This window comes from Streptomyces sp. CA-249302, from assembly GCF_050936785.1.
Classification (GTDB): domain Bacteria; phylum Actinomycetota; class Actinomycetes; order Streptomycetales; family Streptomycetaceae; genus Streptomyces.
On record NZ_JBNJMG010000001.1, the window covers coordinates 6,545,461 to 6,562,087 of the forward strand.

The 16,627-nt window shown below is 71.9% G+C and carries 14 protein-coding genes; 6 read left to right on the top strand and 8 right to left on the bottom strand.

The genetic code is table 11. From position 1 onward, the window contains the following. Window positions 1-18 precede the first annotated feature (18 nt). Genes ACQEWB_RS29555 through ACQEWB_RS29570 form a run of 4 tightly spaced genes read left to right on the top strand, consistent with a single transcriptional unit; the run spans window position 19 to window position 5,495 of the window. Entirely contained in the window at window positions 19-1,551 is a 1,533-nt protein-coding gene (locus tag ACQEWB_RS29555) for a GMC family oxidoreductase (RefSeq protein ID WP_432836236.1), read from the top strand. Then, complete coding sequence (locus ACQEWB_RS29560; protein WP_432836238.1) at window positions 1,548-2,591, top strand: quaternary amine ABC transporter ATP-binding protein; 1,044 nt, start codon at window positions 1,548-1,550, stop codon at window positions 2,589-2,591. The genes ACQEWB_RS29555 and ACQEWB_RS29560 overlap by 4 nt, the downstream gene beginning before the upstream one ends. Next, a complete protein-coding gene (locus ACQEWB_RS29565; RefSeq protein WP_432836240.1) occupies window positions 2,591-4,531 on the top strand; it encodes an ABC transporter permease in 1,941 nt (646 codons plus the stop codon). The genes ACQEWB_RS29560 and ACQEWB_RS29565 overlap by 1 nt, the downstream gene beginning before the upstream one ends. Window position 4,532: 1 nt before the next feature. After that, window positions 4,533-5,495: an ABC transporter substrate-binding protein gene (locus ACQEWB_RS29570; protein ID WP_432836243.1), complete on the top strand. Its 963-nt coding sequence runs from the start codon at window positions 4,533-4,535 to the stop codon at window positions 5,493-5,495. On the opposite strand, the gene ACQEWB_RS29575 is transcribed toward ACQEWB_RS29570, so the two are convergent. From ACQEWB_RS29575 to ACQEWB_RS29585, 3 genes are read right to left on the bottom strand one after another with little or no spacing between them, the layout of a single operon-like run. Continuing rightward, on the bottom strand, window positions 5,496-6,224 hold the full coding sequence (locus ACQEWB_RS29575; protein ID WP_432836245.1) for an isocitrate lyase/PEP mutase family protein: 729 nt from the start codon (window positions 6,222-6,224) through the stop codon (window positions 5,496-5,498). Continuing rightward, window positions 6,221-6,670, bottom strand: coding sequence for a carboxymuconolactone decarboxylase family protein (locus tag ACQEWB_RS29580; RefSeq protein ID WP_432836247.1), 450 nt, complete (start codon window positions 6,668-6,670; stop codon window positions 6,221-6,223). Before ACQEWB_RS29580 ends, ACQEWB_RS29575 begins: the two co-directional genes overlap by 4 nt. Further along, complete coding sequence (locus tag ACQEWB_RS29585) at window positions 6,667-7,164, bottom strand: carboxymuconolactone decarboxylase family protein (RefSeq protein WP_432836249.1); 498 nt, start codon at window positions 7,162-7,164, stop codon at window positions 6,667-6,669. Before ACQEWB_RS29585 ends, ACQEWB_RS29580 begins: the two co-directional genes overlap by 4 nt. A gap of 46 nt (window positions 7,165-7,210) precedes the next feature. Here ACQEWB_RS29585 and ACQEWB_RS29590 point away from each other — a divergent pair, with 46 nt between their 5' ends. Both ACQEWB_RS29590 and ACQEWB_RS29595 read left to right on the top strand, forming a co-directional pair. After that, window positions 7,211-8,632, top strand: a complete 1,422-nt coding sequence (locus ACQEWB_RS29590; protein ID WP_432836251.1) for a PLP-dependent aminotransferase family protein — start codon at window positions 7,211-7,213, stop codon at window positions 8,630-8,632. Window positions 8,633-8,674: 42 nt separating this feature from the next. Next, entirely contained in the window at window positions 8,675-9,160 is a 486-nt protein-coding gene (locus tag ACQEWB_RS29595) for a carboxymuconolactone decarboxylase family protein (protein WP_432836253.1), read from the top strand. A gap of 70 nt (window positions 9,161-9,230) precedes the next feature. Here the strand turns inward: ACQEWB_RS29595 and ACQEWB_RS29600 are convergent, their stop codons facing one another. The 5 genes from ACQEWB_RS29600 to pabB are packed head-to-tail and all read right to left on the bottom strand — an operon-like array spanning window position 9,231 to window position 16,602. After that, window positions 9,231-10,025, bottom strand: coding sequence for an aminotransferase class IV (locus ACQEWB_RS29600; RefSeq protein WP_432836255.1), 795 nt, complete (start codon window positions 10,023-10,025; stop codon window positions 9,231-9,233). 28 nt (window positions 10,026-10,053) lie between these two features. Beyond that, window positions 10,054-11,232 carry an FAD-dependent monooxygenase gene (locus ACQEWB_RS29605; protein ID WP_432836257.1) on the bottom strand — a complete coding sequence of 393 codons (1,179 nt, stop codon included), beginning with the start codon at window positions 11,230-11,232 and terminating at the stop codon, window positions 10,054-10,056. After that, complete coding sequence (locus tag ACQEWB_RS29610) at window positions 11,229-12,791, bottom strand: class I adenylate-forming enzyme family protein (RefSeq protein WP_432836259.1); 1,563 nt, start codon at window positions 12,789-12,791, stop codon at window positions 11,229-11,231. The genes ACQEWB_RS29605 and ACQEWB_RS29610 overlap by 4 nt, the downstream gene beginning before the upstream one ends. A 44-nt stretch (window positions 12,792-12,835) precedes the next feature. Next, a complete protein-coding gene (locus tag ACQEWB_RS29615; protein WP_432836261.1) occupies window positions 12,836-14,362 on the bottom strand; it encodes a benzoate-CoA ligase family protein in 1,527 nt (508 codons plus the stop codon). Next, window positions 14,359-16,602 (bottom strand): aminodeoxychorismate synthase component I, encoded by a 2,244-nt coding sequence (gene pabB / locus ACQEWB_RS29620; protein WP_432836263.1) that lies wholly within the window; start codon window positions 16,600-16,602, stop codon window positions 14,359-14,361. The genes ACQEWB_RS29615 and pabB overlap by 4 nt, the downstream gene beginning before the upstream one ends. Between the last annotated feature and the right edge of the window lie 25 nt (window positions 16,603-16,627).

Consider the following 16,627-nt stretch of genomic DNA (forward strand, 5'->3'; position numbering starts at 1 on the left):
ATTTGGAGCAATCTCCCCATGCCCGAGAACCCCCACCTCTACGACTACGTCGTCATCGGCGGCGGCACCGCAGGTTCCGTCATAGCCTCCCGCCTCACCGAGAACCCCGACGTCACCGTCGCCGTCATCGAGGGCGGCCCCAGCGACGTCGGCCGCGACGACGTCCTGACCCTGCGCCGCTGGATGGGCCTCCTCGGCGGCGAACTGGACTACGACTACCCGACCACCCGGCAGCCCCGGGGCAATTCCCACATCCGCCACAGCCGCGCCCGCGTCCTCGGCGGCTGCTCCTCGCACAACACCCTCATCGCCTTCAAGCCGCTGCCCTCCGACTGGGACGAGTGGGAGGCGGCCGGCGCCAAGGGATGGGGCGCGGTGCCGATGGAGGCGTACTACGCCCGGCTGAAGAACAACATCGTGCCGGTCGACGAGAAGGACCGGAACGCCATCGCCCGCGACTTCGTCGACGCCGCTCGGCAGGCGACCGGGGTTCCCCGCGTCGAGGGCTTCAACCGCACGCCGTTCACCGACGGCGTCGGCTTCTTCGACCTCGCCTACCACCCCGAGAACAACAAGCGGTCCAGCGCCTCGGTGGCGTATCTGCACCCGGTGATGGACGAGCGCCCCAACCTGACGATCCTGCTGGAGACCTGGGCGTACCGGCTCGAACTGAACGGCACCCGCGCCGAGGGCGTGCACGTGCGCACGAAGGACGGCGAGGAGATCCTCGTAAGGGCCCGGCACGAGGTCGTCCTCTGCGCCGGCGCCGTCGACTCGCCCCGCCTGCTCCTGCACTCGGGCATCGGCCCGCGCGCCGACCTCGAAGCGCTCGGCATCCCGGTCGCGCACGACCTGCCCGGCGTCGGCGAGAACCTCCTCGACCACCCCGAGTCGGTGATCGTCTGGGAGACGAACGGCCCGATCCCGGAGAACTCCGCGATGGACTCCGACGCCGGCCTGTTCGTCCGCCGCGACCCCGAACACCCGGGCCCGGACCTGATGTTCCACTTCTACCAGGTCCCCTTCACCGACAACCCGGAGCGCATCGGCTACGAACGCCCCGCGTACGGCGTCTCGATGACCCCCAACATCCCCAAGCCGAAGAGCCGCGGCCGCCTCTATCTGACCAGCGCCGACCCGGCCGTGAAGCCCGCCCTCGACTTCCGCTACTTCACCGACGAGGACGACTACGACGGCCGGACCCTCGTCGACGGCATCCGTATCGCCCGTGAGATCGCGAAGACCGAGCCGCTGGCCGGCTGGCTCAAGCGCGAGGTGGCCCCCGGCCCGCACATCACGGGCGACGAGGAGCTGAGCGTGTACGCCCGCAGCGTCGCGCACACCGTGTACCACCCGGCGGGCACCTGCCGTATGGGCGCCGAGGACGACGAATTCGCCGTGGTGGACCAGGAGTTGAGGATCCGTGGCCTGGACGGCATCCGCGTCGCGGACGCGTCCGTGTTCCCGACCATGACGGCCGTGAACCCGATGATCGGGGTGCTCATGGTCGGTGAGAAGGCCGTCGACCTGATCGGAAGTGATGCACGATGACCGAGTCCGTCTTCGCCGTCCAGGGTCTGTGGAAGGTGTTCGGCCCGAAGGCCGAGCAGATCCCGGCCGACCCCGAACTGACCGCCCTCGACCCCGCCGAACTCCGCGCCCGCACCGGCTGCACGGCCGCCGTCCGGGACGTCTCCTTCGACGTCCGCAAGGGCGAGGTCTTCGTGGTGATGGGCCTGTCCGGCTCCGGCAAGTCCACCCTCGTGCGCTGCCTGACGCGGCTGATCGAGCCGACCGCCGGCACGATCGCCATCGACGGCGAGGACGTCCGCGCCATGGACAGGTCCCGCCTTCGCGAACTGCGCCGCCACCGGGCCGCGATGGTCTTCCAGCACTTCGGCCTGCTCCCGCACCGCACGGTCCTCGACAACGTGGCGTACGGCCTGGAGATCCAGGGCGTCGGCAAGGCCGAGCGACGGGCGCGCGCCCAGCAGGTCGTCGACAAGGTCGGACTGGAAGGCATGGAGCAGCGCCGCCCGGCGCAGCTGTCCGGCGGCCAACGGCAGCGCGTGGGCCTCGCCCGGGCACTGGCCGTCGATCCCGAAGTGCTGCTCTTCGACGAGCCGTTCAGCGCCCTCGACCCCCTCATCCGGCGTGACATGCAGGACGAGGTGATCCGGCTGCACCGCGAGGAGGGCCGCACGATGGTCTTCATCACCCACGACCTGAGCGAGGCGCTGAAGCTCGGCGACCGCATCGCGCTCATGCGCGACGGCCGGGTGGTCCAGCTGGGCACCCCGGAGGAGATCGTCGGCAGCCCGGCCGACGACTATGTGCGTGAGTTCGTCCGGGACGTGCCGCGCGAGCAGGTGATGACGGTACGGACGGCGATGCGGCCCGGCGCCTGCGAGGCGCCCGAGCATCCCGACGCCATCGCCGCGGACGCGGTCGTCGCCGAGGCGATCAAGGTGGTCGCCGCGAGCGGCCGGGCGGCCTGCGTCGTCGAGGACGGGCGCTGTCTGGGTGTCGTGGACCACGAAAGGCTCATCGGCGTCGTCGCCGGAACGGAGCCGCGGAAGGAGGCGGTCTGATGGCCACCCTCACCACGTCTGTCCCGCTCTCCGCCGACTTCCTGAAGCGCCGCTCCGTGCGGAAGCTGCTGCTCCTCGCCCTGGCGGCCGCGATCCTGGTCCCGCTCGCCAACGCCCAGTGGGCCAGCGGCAGTTGGCCCGAGGCCCTCACCGTCGACCTCACCAAACCCCTCACCGGCGCCAGCGACTGGATCATCGACAACCGGGACACCCACCCGCTCTTCCTCTACGGCTTCGGATACGTCAGCAACGCTGTCGTCATCTCCGTACGCGCCGTCTATCTCGTCCTGCTCGCCGCGGGCTGGGCCGGCGTCACGGCGCTCGGCGCGCTCGTCGCCTGGCGTGTCGCCGGTGTCAGGCTCGCCGTGGGCTCGGCCGCCGCGTTCCTCGCCTGCGGACTGCTCGGCATGTGGGTGCCGACCATGCAGACGCTGGCCCTCATGGTGGTCGCCGTCATCGCGTCGGTGATCGTCGGCGTCCTGCTCGGCCTCGGGGCCGGTCTCTCCGACCGCCTCGACCGTGCCCTGCGTCCGGTCCTGGACACCATGCAGGTCATGCCGGCCTACGCCTATCTGCTGCCGGTCGTGCTGGTCTTCGGCATGGGCGTCCCCGCGGCCGTCCTCGCCACCGTCGTCTACGCCGCCCCGCCGATGGCCCGCCTCACCGCCCTCGGCCTGCGCGGCGCCGACAAGGAGGTCCTGGAAGCCGTCGACTCGCTCGGCGCCACCTCCCGCCAACGGCTGCTGACCGCCCGTATCCCACTGGCCCGCAAGGAGCTCCTCCTCGGCCTCAACCAGACGATCATGATGGCCCTGTCGATGGCCGTCATCGCCTCCGTCATCGGCGCCGCCGGCCTCGGCGACCGCGTCTACCAGGCCCTCGCCTCGGTCGACGTCGGCGCCGCGCTGGCGGCCGGCATCCCGATCGTGCTGCTCGCCGTCGTCCTCGACCGCGTCACCGGCGCCGCGGGCGAACACGCCGGCGAGGAGCACGGAAACACCCTCCGCCCCTGGCTCTACGCGGCCGTCGCCGCCGTCGCCGTGGCGGTCGCCGGACGGCTGGCCGGGCGCCTCGACTGGCCCGACGCCTGGACCCTGAACATCGCCGAGCCGGTCAACCGCGCCGTCGACTGGATGACCGCGCACCTGTACTCGGGCGTCCCGTACATCGGCGGTACGGCCGACTGGGCAGGGCACTTCACCACCTGGGTCCTCAACCCGGTCCGCTCCGGCCTGCAGTGGCTGCCCTGGTGGTCGATGCTGCTCCTGGTCGCCGCCCTGGCCTGGCTGATCGGCACCTGGCGCACCGCGCTCACCGCGGTCCTCGCCATGGCCGCGATCGGCGTGCTCGGCGTGTGGAGCCCGGCCCTGGACACCCTCTCCCAGGTCCTCGCCGCCGTCGCCGTCACCCTCGTCCTGGGCTTCGCGACCGGCATCGCGGCGGCCCGCAGCGACCGCTTCGAGCGTCTGCTCCGGCCCGTCCTGGACGTCTTCCAGACCATGCCCCAGTTCGTGTACCTGATCCCGGTCGTCGCCCTCTTCGGAGTCGGCCGCGCCCCGGCGGTCGCGGCGGCCGTGGTCTACGCGCTGCCCGCCGTCGTACGGATCACCACCCAGGGTCTGCGCCAGGTGGACCCCGCCGCCCTGGAGTCGGCGCGTTCACTCGGCGCGACCCCCGCCCAGCAGCTCCGCCAGGTCCAACTCCCGCTCGCCCGGCCCGCGTTGTTGCTCGCCGTCAACCAGGGCGTGGTCTTGGTCCTCGCCGTCGTCATCATCGGCGGCCTGGTCGGTGGGGGCGCGCTCGGCTATGACGCCGTGTTCGGGCTCGCTCAGGGGGATCTGGCGACCGGGCTGGTCGCCGGGGCGGCGATCGTCTGCCTGGGGCTGATGCTCGACCGGGTGACGCAGCCGACGGAACGCCGAACGAAGAGTGGTATGTGACATGGCACTGAGCAAACGCACAGCTCTAATCGTTTCTTCAACCGCCGCCCTGACCCTCCTCACCGGCTGCGGCGCCGCCGACATGACCAAGCAGGCGTCCCCCTTCGCGGGCGCCCGGGGCGCCAGGACGGTGACCCTCTCCGTCCAGTCCTGGGTCGGCGCGCAGGCGAACGTCGCCGTCGCCCAGTACCTCCTGGAGCACAAGCTCGGCTACCGCGTCGACACCGTCCAGGTCGACGAGGTGCCCGCCTGGGACGCGCTCAGCCAGGGCCGGGTCGACGCGATCCTGGAGGACTGGGGCCACCCCGACCAGGAGAAGCGGTACGTCGAGGACAAGAAGACGATCGCGCGGGGCGGCGGGCTCGGGGTGACCGGGCACATCGGGTGGTACGTGCCGACGTACCTCGTCAAACAGCATCCCGACATCACCGACTGGAAGAACCTCGACAAGTACTCGTCGCTGTTCCGCACCGCGGAGAGCGGCGGCAAGGGTCAGCTGATGGACGGCTCACCGTCGTATGTCACCAACGACAAGGCGCTGGTGAGCAATCTGAAGCTGGACTACCAGGTGGTGTTCGCCGGTTCGGAGGCGGCTCAGATCACCCAGATCAGGCAGTTCGCCAAGGAGAAGAAGCCCTTCCTGACGTACTGGTACGCGCCGCAGTGGCTGTTCAAGAAGGTCCCGATGACCGAGGTGAAGCTGCCCGCGTACGAGGAGGGCTGCGACGCGGACGCGGCGAAGGTCGCCTGCGCCTATCCGCACACCCCGCTGCAGAAGTACCTCAACGCCGACTTCGCGAAGAAGGGCGGCAAGGCGGCCGCCTTCCTGAAGAAGTTCAAGTGGACGACCGAGGACCAGAACGAGGTGTCGCTGCTGATCGCAGACCAGAAGCTCACGCCCGAGCAGGCGGCGAAGAAGTGGGTGGACGGCCACGCCTCCACTTGGCAGGCGTGGCTGTCCTGATCACCAGCGCTTCCTCAGCTCCTCGGCGATCCCCTGGAACGCCAGCGCCGCCCAGCGCTGCAACCTGGGCCCGAACGTGACACGCGTGGCCCCGAGTTCACCGAGCTCGATGGCCGAAAGGGTCCCCTCGCCGAGCTTGGCGTACACGTTGATCGGCCCCTGGATGCCGGACCGCAGCAGGGGCAGTACGTCGGCCGGGGCGTCGATCGGATAGATGCAGTCGGCGCCCGCGGCGACGTACAACGCGGCCCGCTCGATGGCCCGTTCGGGGTCGCCGTCGCCGTACTCGAAGACGTCGACGCGGGCGTTGACGAAGAGCCGGTCGCCGGCCGCGTACCGCACCTCGGCCAGCCAGTCGGCGTGCTCGCGCGGGTCCTTGAGGACGCCTCCGACGGAGTCCTCCAGGTTGCAGCCCACGGCCCCCGCTTCCAGCAGCCGCTCCACCAGCTCCTTCGGCGCCAGCCCGTACCCGCCCTCGACGTCGGCCGACACGGGCACGTCCACGGCCCGGCAGATGCGCGCCACCGCAGCGAACATCTCGTCGGCCGGCGTCGACCCGTCCTCGTACCCGAGCGAGGCCGCGACCCCCGCGCTCGGCGTCGCGAGCGCCGGCCACCCGGCCTCCTCCAGCACCTTCGCGCTGACCGCGTCCCAGGGACCCGGCAGCACGAGGGGATCGCCGGGGAGGCGGCCCCTGTGCAGCGCGCGGAAGACCTCGACCTTGCTCATGGTGTGTGACCTCCCGGCGGGACACGGCGGCTGACCATCACACGGTTCCAGTTGTTGATGGCGGCGATCAAGCCGATGAGATGGGCGAGTTGGGGTTCGTCGAAGTGCTTGGCGGCCCGCTCGTACACGCGGTCCGGCACGAAGCCGTCCGTCAGGACGGTCACCGCCTCGGTCAGCGCGAGCGCGGCCCGCTCCCGCTCGTCGAAGAGCTCGTCCCCGGCCTCCTCCCAGGCGGCGAGCAGGTCCAGCTGCCGCTCGCTCACCCCGTGCTTGCGGGCGATGGCGAGGTGCATGTCGAGGCAGAAGGCGCAGTGGTTGAGCTGCGAGGCGCGGATGACGACCAGTTCGGCGAGGGCGGGGTCGCCGAGGCCCCGCTTGGCGGCGGCGCTGACCGCGGACATCGCCTGCGCCACGGCACGGTCGAGCAGTTGCGTACGGGCCGTCACTCGAAGTCGCCCGCCTGGTAGTGGCCCGGCACCATGCGCGTGGTCACGCCGAACCGGTTCCAGGCGTTGATCACCGCGATGGTGGCGATCAGCTGGGCCAGCTCGGCCTCCTCGAAGTGCTTGGCGGCACGCTCGTACACCTCATCGGGCACGAAACCGTCGGTCAGGACGGTCACCGCCTCCGTCAGCTCGATCGCCGCGAGCTCCTTCTCCGTGTAGAAGTGCCGCGACTCCTCCCAGGCGCCCAGCTGCACGATCCGCTGGACGCTCTCGCCGGCCGCGAGCGCGTCCTTGGTGTGCATGTCGAGGCAGAACGCGCAGTGGTTGAGCCCGGAGGCGCGCAGCCGCACCAGCTCCACCAGGCGGGGGTCGAGGCCCTGCTTGGCTGCCGTGTCCAGGCGGGCCATCGCCTTGTAGACCTCGGGGGCGTGCTGCGCCCAGCGCATGCGGGCCGGCCGTTCGGCCGTGTGGTCGGTGGTGTCCTGTGTGGTCATGGTTCGACCCTAGGAGCGAGGCAGCCCAAGGGTATGGTCCATTTCCATGGCGAAATCATGGGCCACTTACGGCGTCGACCTGCACCTGGAGCCGACGGGGACCGGCGTACGCCGGGGCCTCACCGACGCCCTCCGCGAGGCCGTCCGCACCGGCCGCCTCGCCCCTGGCACCCGGCTGCCCTCCTCCCGCACCCTCGCGGCCGACCTGGGCATCGCCCGCAACACGGTCGCCGACGCCTACGCCGACCTGGTGGCGGAGGGCTGGCTGACGGCACGGCAGGGGTCGGGCACGCGGGTCGCGATGGGGGCACCTCCCACGCCCTCAAGGCAGTGGGGGAGCACGGTGGTCCCGCCGACGGCCCCCGCCCCCCGCTCCCACCAGCGCGACCGCCCCGCCTACAACCTCGTCCCCGGCACCCCCGACCTCACCACCTTCCCCCGCGCCGAGTGGCTCAAGGCCGCCCGCCGCGCCCTCACCGCGGCCCCGCACCAGGCCCTCGACTACGGCGACCCCCGCGGCCGCCCCGAACTCCGGTCCGCGCTGGCCGGCTACCTGGCCCGGGCACGGGGTGTCCGGGCGGACCCCGAGCGCATCCTGGTGTGCGCGGGCATCTCGCACGGTTTGCGCATCCTGGGGGCGGTGCTGCGCGGACGCGGGGGGAGCGGTGTCGCCGTCGAGTCGTACGGCCTCGACGTCCACTGGGACCTCCTCGCCGACGCCGGTCTGCGTACCGCCCCGCTGCCTTTCGACGAACTCGGCACGGATCCGCGGGAGTTGAGCGACGAAGCCGCGGTCCTGCTCACACCCGCCCACCAGTTCCCGATGGGCGGCACCCTGCACCGCGACCGGCGTGCGGTCGTCGTCGACTGGGCGCGGCGCACCGGGGGAGTGGTGATCGAGGACGACTACGACGGCGAGTTCCGCTACGACCGCCAGCCCGTCGGCGCCCTCCAGGGCCTCGACCCCGACCACGTCGTCTACGCCGGCACGGCGAGCAAGTCCCTCGCCCCCGGCCTGCGACTGGCCTGGCTGGTACTGCCGCCGAGCCTGCTGGCGGAGGCGGTCCGGGCGAAGGGCGGCGCCGACTCCTGCGGGGTGCTCGACCAGTTGACCCTCGCCGAGTTCATCGTCTCCGGGGCGTACGACCGCCACGTCCGCGCCGCCCGGCTGCGCTACCGGCGCCGACGTGACGCCCTGGTCGCCGAACTCGCGCGCCGGGCCCCGCAGGTGCGGGCCACCGGCATCGCGGCCGGTCTCCACCTGGTGCTGCGGCTGCCGCCCGGCACCGAGCCGGCGGTGCTGCGGGCGGCGGCCTGGCACGGGCTCGCCCTGCACGAACTGCACCGCTACCAGCACCCGGACGCGACCGTCGAACGCCGGGACGCACTGGTCGTCGGGTACGGCACCCCGCCGGACCACGCGTGGTCCGGCGCCCTCGACGCGCTGTGCGCTTCACTGCATTCCTGAATACGACTTCCTGAATTACCACCGCATGGCTAGAGTCGCCCCATGAGTAATAGCGACCCGATATCCCGTGTGGCCCTGAAGAAAATCACCCCCGACGTTTCCTCGGCGATGGGATCCCTGCACGCCGCCGCCGTTACCGCGGCCCAGGACGCCAAGGTCGAACCGGAACTCCTGGAACTGATCAGGATCCGCGCCTCGCAGATCAACGGCTGCGCGTTCTGCCTCGACATGCACACCAAGGACGCGCGTGCGGCGGGCGAGACCGAGCAGCGGATCTACGCCCTCAGCGCCTGGCGCGAGACGCCCTTCTTCACCGAACGCGAGCGCGCCGCACTGGCGTTGGCCGAGGCCGTGACCCTCGTACACGACGGTCGCGTACCGGACGCGGTGTACGCCGAGGCGGCCGAGGTCTTCGACGAGGGGCAGGTCGCGGCGCTGATCTGGGCGGCGACCGTCATCAACGCGTACAACCGGATCGCCATTGCGACGCGGATGGCGCCGGGGGCTTATCAGCCCGCAAAGAAGTAACGCCGAATACGGGCATCGGAAATACCGATGCCCGTGTTTTCTATTCACTCTCGCTCTATTCGCCCTCGTTCTATTTGTCCGGCAGCGGCTCCATCGTCTCGTCGAGCCATTTCCGCCATTCCGGCGCGCGTATCGCGGGTGCGGCTCGCAGTTCCCCTCCCGTCCACGCCGTCACCGGCCGGATGCCGTGCAGCGCGTTGACCAGCCAGACCTCGCGGCCGTCCAGTTCGGCGACCGTGCGTTCACGGTGGGCGACGCGGATGCCGGTGCGGCGGGCGCGGTCCTGGAGGAGGGCGACGGTGACGCCGGGCAGGACCGGCAGGAGCGGCGGCGGCAGGCACAGGGTGTCGTCCTCCCACCACAGCACGCTGGCGGTGGCCGCCTCCAGGACGATTCCGGAGGGCGCGACCAGGACGGCCTCCTCGGCGCCCTCGCCGGACGCCCGCCTGCGGACCCGGGCCAGGGTCTCCAGGTCGGGTCCCTTGCGGCGGGGGACGGTCCGCGGATCGGACTGACCGGCGGCCCAGACCCGTACCGCCGAACCGAGCGGCGGCGCGTGCCGCAGCAGCAGCCGTAACTCATGGGAATCAGCGGCGAGTTCGACCCGGGGGAACCACTCGCCGGTGCGCGGCAGCGCGGCCGTCATGTCCTGCCAGAACTCCAGCAGCCGGCGCAACGGCGGTCCGCCGACCTCCCCGCAGGACCGCAGGAACCGTTCCCGGTGCCGTTCGAGGCCCCGCACCCTGCCGTCCCGCACCAGCCAGGAGTCGGCCACGAGCAGCCGCCCGCCGACCTCACCGGCCGGGCTCAGCCCACCGGCCGGTGACCACGCCAACAGCCCTTCCACGACGACCGGTTGTGCCACAGCCGTACCTCCTCCTGGTACTTGAGTCCTAGTACTTGCCGCCCGCCACCGCGGGCGCCCCGTTCCGCGGCCCGTACGGGGCGTGCTCCAGCCATTCGCCGCAGCACGGCAGCATCGGTGCCAGGGCCGCCGCCGCGCGCTGTCTGACGCGGACGATCCGGCGTCGGGGGCGCAGGTGGTCGAGGGCGGTGCCGGCCGCGGCGCTGTTGAACAGGCCCGCCGCGCGCCGCACTTGGGCGAAGTCGGCGACCGCCTCCGGGGTTCCCGCCGCGACCGCCTCCGCTGCCGCCGCCGCGTCCGCGATCCCGCTGTTCATGCCGCGCGCCCCGAACGGCGGGAAGAGATGCGCCGCCTCCCCGACCAGCAGCACCCGCCGGTGCGGGTCGGTGAACGAGGCCGCCACCATGCGCAGGAAGCGGTACGTCGACACCCACAGGATCCGGTGGTCGTACGCGTCCCCGACGACCGCCGGCAGCCACCGCCGTACCGCCTCCCGGGTCCCGAAGTCCTCCTGCGCGTCCTCGTCCCGGCACTGGAGGTCGACCTGGAAGCCACCGGTGAACGGCACCCGCATCACACTGCGTCCGCCGACGCCCGGATGCTCGTAGTGGAAGACCCGCTCCAACGGCAGCTCCCCGCCCGGCACATCGGCCACGTCCACGACCACGTGGAAGCCCTCGCCGCGCTCACCCTCCATGGGGATGCCGAGCCCGCGCCGCACCGCGGACCGCGCGCCGTCGGCGGCGATCACGTACGAGCTCTCCCATTCCCGCCCGTCCGCGCAGGCCAGCGAGACCCCGTCCGCCGTGGTGCGCGCGGCCGTCACCCGCGCCTCCCACACGAACTCCACCCCGGCCCGCTCGCAGGCGCCGCGCAGAAAACGCTCGGTGTCGACCTGGCGCAGGCTGGTGAAAGGCGGCGGCCCGGACCGGGGCGGGAAGGTGCGCGAGTACACCTCCCGGCCTCGGTAGAGGGTGCGTTTCGTCCGCCAGGTCCGCCCGTACGAGGTGATCTCCTCGGCCAGCCCCGGCTGCATCCCGTCGAGCAGGGCGAGGGTCTCACGGTGCACGAACAGGGCCCGGCTGCCCGGCCGCACCCGGTCCTTGGCCTCCGACTCCAGGAGCGCGACCGGCAGCCCGTGCGCCCGCAGCGCGAGCGCCGCCGACAGGCCGACGGGCCCGGCGCCGACCACCACGACAGGGTTCACGCGCGTACGCCCTCGGCCAGCATCCGGCTGATCTCGACCCGCTTCACCTTCCAGGTCGCGGTCATCGGCAGCTCCTCGAACCGCCACTGCCGCGGCTCGGCCAGCGCCGGCAGATCGGCGGTCGCCTCCCGCCAGCGCTCGGGGTCGAGTGGCTCTTCCCCGCGTACGCACACCACCGGAACCGGCTCCCGGTCCGCACCCGGCACGATGACCACCTCACGCAGCTCCTCCAGGCGGTCCATCAGCGCGTCCTCGACCTCCAGATTGCTGTGCACGGAGTCGATCTGGTCGATCTCCCGGTCGATGAGGTGCAGCGAGCCCAGGCGGCTGAGGTAGCCCATGTCGCCCATCTCCCACCAGCCGTCGGTGAGTTGACGGTCGTAGCGGTCCTGCATGCCGAGGTAGGTGAGGATCCGGCCCCGGGTGCGGGCCTCGATCCTGCCGGGCGTCCCGGCGGCCACCCGCCGTCCGTCCGGCCCGGCGACCCGCACGCGCGTGAAGCCCGGTATCCCGATCCCGACCCGCCGCCCGTCCGCCCGCGCCGCACTGCGCCGGGTGAACCACTGGAAGGCGACCGGCCCGGTCTCGCTCTGCCCGTACAGCTGGATCAGCCAAGGGGTACGGCGCTTCGAGGCGTCAAGGAGCCGTCGTACCGTCCGCGGGTGGATCGCGTCGAACGTCGAGCCGTACGACCGCACCCGCGACAGCGGCGCCCCGGGTGCGTCGGCCAACTCCTCCCACAGCACGAAGGTGTTGGGGTGTGTCTCGACGATGCCGGGCCGGTGCCGGGCCAGCAGCGGGCCGACCTTCGCCGGCTCCGGGTCGGTGATCAGCACCAGCGGGCTGCCGAAGTGCAGCAGGACGCCGAGCAGATGGTAGAAGCGCGAGTGCACGAACGACATGTGCAGCGCCGCCGTCTCGCCGCGCGTCGGCCAGCCCATCGCCTTCTGCGGGACGAGCCGGTTCCACATGGTGTTGGCGCAGTGTACGGCGAGCTTGGGCAGGCCGGTGGTGCCCGAACTGTGGGTGATCAGGGCGGGTTCGCGCGGGTGGAGGCGGACGGGGGCGGGGCGTTCGGCACCCGCGAACTGCTCCAGCGGGTCGGCGCCGGGCGCCTCGTCCACCGACAGGACGCGCCGGACGCGCAGGCCGACTCCCTTGAGCGGCCCTTCCAGCTTGGCCCGGTCGGTGATCAGCCACGGCTGCCGCAGCCGCTCCACCAACTCCCCGACCACCTCGCCGGCCAGCCCGGGGGAGAGCAGCACCGGCACGGCCCCGATCCGCGCGACCGCGCACGTCAGCAGCACGATGTCGACGTTGTCCGTCTTGTGTACGACCACCTGCTCGGAGGGCCGTACACCCGCCTCCCACAGCCGCCCCGACAGCTCCTCGACGACGTCCGCGAGCGCCGAGTAGGTGAGGTCGACGCCGAGTCGGGGGTGCGTGTCCAACGGGCGGTCCAGGGTGACGAAGACGGCTCCGTGGCGGTCGGCGGCGCGGCGGAACATCGGGCCGAGGTAGAACCCCCGGTCGGCGAACGGGGGTTGCTGCTCTCTCATCTGGCCGTTCCTTTCATGGGAGTTGGGAGTTGGGAGCCGGGAGCTCACCAGGCGCCCTGGCGGACCAGATGGCGGCGGAGCTTGCCGGTCGGGGTGCGGGGGAGGGACGGGACGAGGCTCACGCTGCGCGGGACCTTGAAGGCGGCCAGGTGCTCGCGGGCCAGCCCGATCAGGGCGTCGGGCAACTCGCTGTTCGCGGCGGGCGCGACGGGTACGACGAAGGCGCGCAGCCGCCCCGCCCCGCTCTCGTCGGTGACGGTCACCACCGCGACCTCCTTCACCGCGGGATGCAGCCGCAGCACGGCCTCCACCTCCAGCGGCGAGACGGTGATGCCGCCGACCATCTCCATGTCGTCGGTGCGGCCCAAGTGCCGGTAGCTGCCGTCTGGTTCACGGCGGGCCCGGTCGTGGGTGGCGAGCCAGCCGCCGATCAGGGTGCGGGCGGTCTCCTCGGGGCGGTTGAGGTAGCCGGGGGTCACCGAGGGCCCGCGGACCCAGAGTTCGCCCTCCGTGCCGTCCGCGACCGGGTGGCCCGCACGGTCGCGCAGCTCGACCTCGAAGCCGGGGACGGGGCGGCCGACGGTGCCGGGGTGGTTGTGGTCGAAGCTGTTGGCGCAGAAGGCGTGCCCGGCCTCGGTGGAGCCGATCTGCTCCAGGACCGGCGCGCCGAGCAGCTCGGTGACCTGCCGTCCGAGCCCGTCCGGCATGCCCTCCCCGGCCGACACCGCGGCCCGCACGGAGGCGAAGCATGCCTCGTGCCCGCTGCCCCGGTCGGCGACCAGCGCCGCGTACGCGGACGGCACGGAGTAGAGCAGCGTCACCCGGTGCCGGGCGACCAGTTCGTCGACGGCGGCGGGGGTCGGGCGGCGGTCGACGAGGACGGCGGAGGAGCCGGAGAAGAGCGGGAAGACGAACGCGTTCCCGAACCCGTAGGCGAAGTACAGCTTCGACACGGAGAGGGTCACGTCCTTCTGCGTGATCCGCAGCAGCCGCCGCCCGATGAGGTCGTGATACGTCTTCGGGTCGCCGTGCGTGTGCACGACCCCCTTGGGCCGACCGGTCGTCCCGGACGTGTACTGCACGTACAGCGGGCTGTGCGCGTCCACGGGACGGGCGGGCGCCGGCTCGGCGGTGGCGCTGAGCGCGAGCAGCTGGTCGGCGCCGAGCCGGGTCCGGTCGGCGAAGCGATCCTCCAGGCCCGGACCGGTCACGCAGAGCACGGCGTCGGTGTCGTGCGCCATGAACGTGTGGTCGGCGGCGGGCAGTTCGGGATTGACCAGCACGGCCACGGCACCGAGCCGCGCGGTCGCGAGGAAGGTGGTCACCCAGGCGATCCCGTCGGGCAGCGCCAGCACCACCCGGTCCCCGGCCCGCACCCCGTGCTCGGCCAGCACGGCGGCGGCCCGCGCCGCGAGCGCGTGCACCTCACCGTGCGTCCAGACCCGATGTCCCTGGTGGAAGGCGGCTCGCGCGGTCCACCTGCGCCGTTCGGCCAAGTCGGCGAGCTGGGCGGCGAGATTGCCGGGTGCCTCGGAATCGGCCGGTGTCAGAAGGGTCTGCGGAGTCGTCATCGCACCGGCTCCTCGCTCGCCGCCCGCTCCCGGCGCACGTCCGCCCGTGCCGCCGAGTGCTCGCGCTGCTCCCGTATCCGGTCCGCGGTGTGCAGATGCAGGGCCCGCATCTGGGCCGCGGTCTTCAGCAGCATCTCGTCGTACTCGGCGTCCGCGTCGGAGTCGAGCACGATCGCGCCCCCGGCGCCCAGCTGCATCAGCCCGTCGGCGAACACCCCCGTACGGATCACGATGTTGAGATCCGCGCCCCCGCTGCACCCCAGATAACCGAGCGCCCCGGAGTACACGCCGCGCGCCTCTGTCTCCAGCCCGTCGATGATCTCCATCGTGCGCAGCTTCGGCGCCCCGGTCATCGACCCGCCGGGGAAACAGGCCCGCACGCACTCCACCGCGTCCGTGCCCTGTCGCAGCCGCCCCTCGACGGTGGACACCAACTGGTGCACGGTCGCGTACGACTCCGTGTGCATCAGCCGCGTCACCCGCACCGATCCGGTACGGCACACCCGCCCCAGGTCGTTGCGGAGCAGGTCGACGATCATCAGGTTCTCGGCGCGGGTCTTGGCGTCCGCCGCCAGCGCGTCCCGCAGCCGGGCGTCCTCCTCCGGGTCCTCCCCACGCGGCGCGGTCCCCTTGATCGGCCGCGCCTCGGCGACCCCGTCCCGGGTGATCCGCAGAAACCGCTCGGGCGAGGAACCGGCCACATCGACGTCCCCGAACCTCAGGAAGGCCGCATACGGCGCCGGGTTGACCCGCCGCAGCACCCGGTAGAACTCGAACGCGTCCGGCGGCGCGGGTAACCGGGCCGAGTTCGTCAGACAGATCTCGTAACTCGTCCCCGCCCGCAACTCCGCCTGACACGCCTCGATATCGGCTAGATACGTCCCCTTGTCCCGTACCAGCCACGGCTCGGCGGCACCGATGTCGGGCTCGGCCCGCCCGGCCGGCCACTCGGCGCCCACGGCCACGAAGGTCAGCTGGGCCAGCGCCCCTTCGAGCCAGTCGTCCGCCTCTCGCGCGGCCTGCGTGGTGTCCTCCGCCAGACAGACCGCGTAGGTGAACCCCTTCAGATGGTCCACCGCGATCAGCCGGTCCGCGAACAGCCAGCAGGCGTCCGGGAGTTCGGACGAATGTCGGTTCGGTGATCCGCAGTCGGCCTTCGTCTCGTAGCCGAAGTAGCCGACGTAACCGCCGGTGAAGTCGAAGGGCAGCCCCTCGGCGTCCACCCGACGGTTCGTCAACTGCCGCCGCAGATAGTCGAAGACGCTCGCCGTGACCTTGCGTGTCGGCCGCCCCGACCGCTCGATCTCGCACCGCCCGCAGTCGACGTCGTAGCGCACGAACTCCGCGAGCGGCCCGCTGTCGTCCCCGAAGAACGAGAACCGCGACACCCCTTCCTCGACCAGCGAGCTGTCCAGCCAGAACGCCCGCCGCGACGCCCCGTACATCCGCGCGAAGGCCGCCTCCGCGTCCACGGCGGTCGCGATCCGCCGGGTGTGCAGCCGGTAGGCGGGGGTGGCGCGCCGTTGGCGCGGGATGGTCGCGGCCGGCGTGGGGATGGCCGCCGCGTCGGGGGTGACCGCGGTGTTCTTCGTACGGGGCCTACGGGCCCGTTCCGCCGTCAGATTGCGGAAGTTGACGAGCATCCGGTGGCCGAACTGGGTCAGCACCGACTCCGGATGGAACTGCACCCCCCACAGCGGCCGGCTCCGGTGCCGCAGCCCCATCAGCACTCCGTCCTCCGCCCAGGCGGTGGCCTCGAGGCTCTCCGGCAACGGCTCGTGCACCGCCAGCGAGTGGTAGCGGACCGCGGCGAAACCCTGCGGCAGCCCCCGGAACAGGTCCCGTTCGTCGTGCCGGACCGTGGTCAGATGCCCGTGCCGCGGCTCGGGGGCCGACGCCACCCGGGCGCCCTCCGCGAGCGCGATGCCCTGGTGGCCCAGGCAGACGCCGAGCACCGGGATGGTGGCCTCGGCGAGCACGGCGGCACTGATGCCGAAGTCCCGCTGCTCGGCCGGGTGCCCGGGCCCCGGCGACACCACGACGTTGTCGAATTCCGAAAGATATTCGCCAAGATCGGGAATTCTGCCGTCGGCACCATCGGCGATGGCGCCACCGACCTTGACGCCACCGACGACGGCGTCATTGACGACCACAACCGGTTCCTGACCGTTGACCTCGGCGATCAGCTGGAACAGGTTATAGGTGTACGAGTCGTAATTGTCGATGAGCAGGGTCTTCACCCGCCCACCTCCCTCGGTTCGTTCC

Coding starts and splice junctions, on each gene's coding strand:
- ACQEWB_RS29555 (WP_432836236.1), top strand. CDS start 19: ATGCCCGAGAACCCCCACCTCTACGACTACGTCGTCATCGGCGGCGGC.
- ACQEWB_RS29560 (WP_432836238.1), top strand. CDS start 1,548: ATGACCGAGTCCGTCTTCGCCGTCCAGGGTCTGTGGAAGGTGTTCGGC.
- ACQEWB_RS29565 (WP_432836240.1), top strand. CDS start 2,591: ATGGCCACCCTCACCACGTCTGTCCCGCTCTCCGCCGACTTCCTGAAG.
- ACQEWB_RS29570 (WP_432836243.1), top strand. CDS start 4,533: ATGGCACTGAGCAAACGCACAGCTCTAATCGTTTCTTCAACCGCCGCC.
- ACQEWB_RS29575 (WP_432836245.1), bottom strand. CDS start 6,224: ATGAGCAAGGTCGAGGTCTTCCGCGCGCTGCACAGGGGCCGCCTCCCC.
- ACQEWB_RS29585 (WP_432836249.1), bottom strand. CDS start 7,164: ATGACCACACAGGACACCACCGACCACACGGCCGAACGGCCGGCCCGC.
- ACQEWB_RS29590 (WP_432836251.1), top strand. CDS start 7,211: ATGGCGAAATCATGGGCCACTTACGGCGTCGACCTGCACCTGGAGCCG.
- ACQEWB_RS29595 (WP_432836253.1), top strand. CDS start 8,675: ATGAGTAATAGCGACCCGATATCCCGTGTGGCCCTGAAGAAAATCACC.
- ACQEWB_RS29610 (WP_432836259.1), bottom strand. CDS start 12,791: ATGAGAGAGCAGCAACCCCCGTTCGCCGACCGGGGGTTCTACCTCGGC.
- ACQEWB_RS29615 (WP_432836261.1), bottom strand. CDS start 14,362: ATGACGACTCCGCAGACCCTTCTGACACCGGCCGATTCCGAGGCACCC.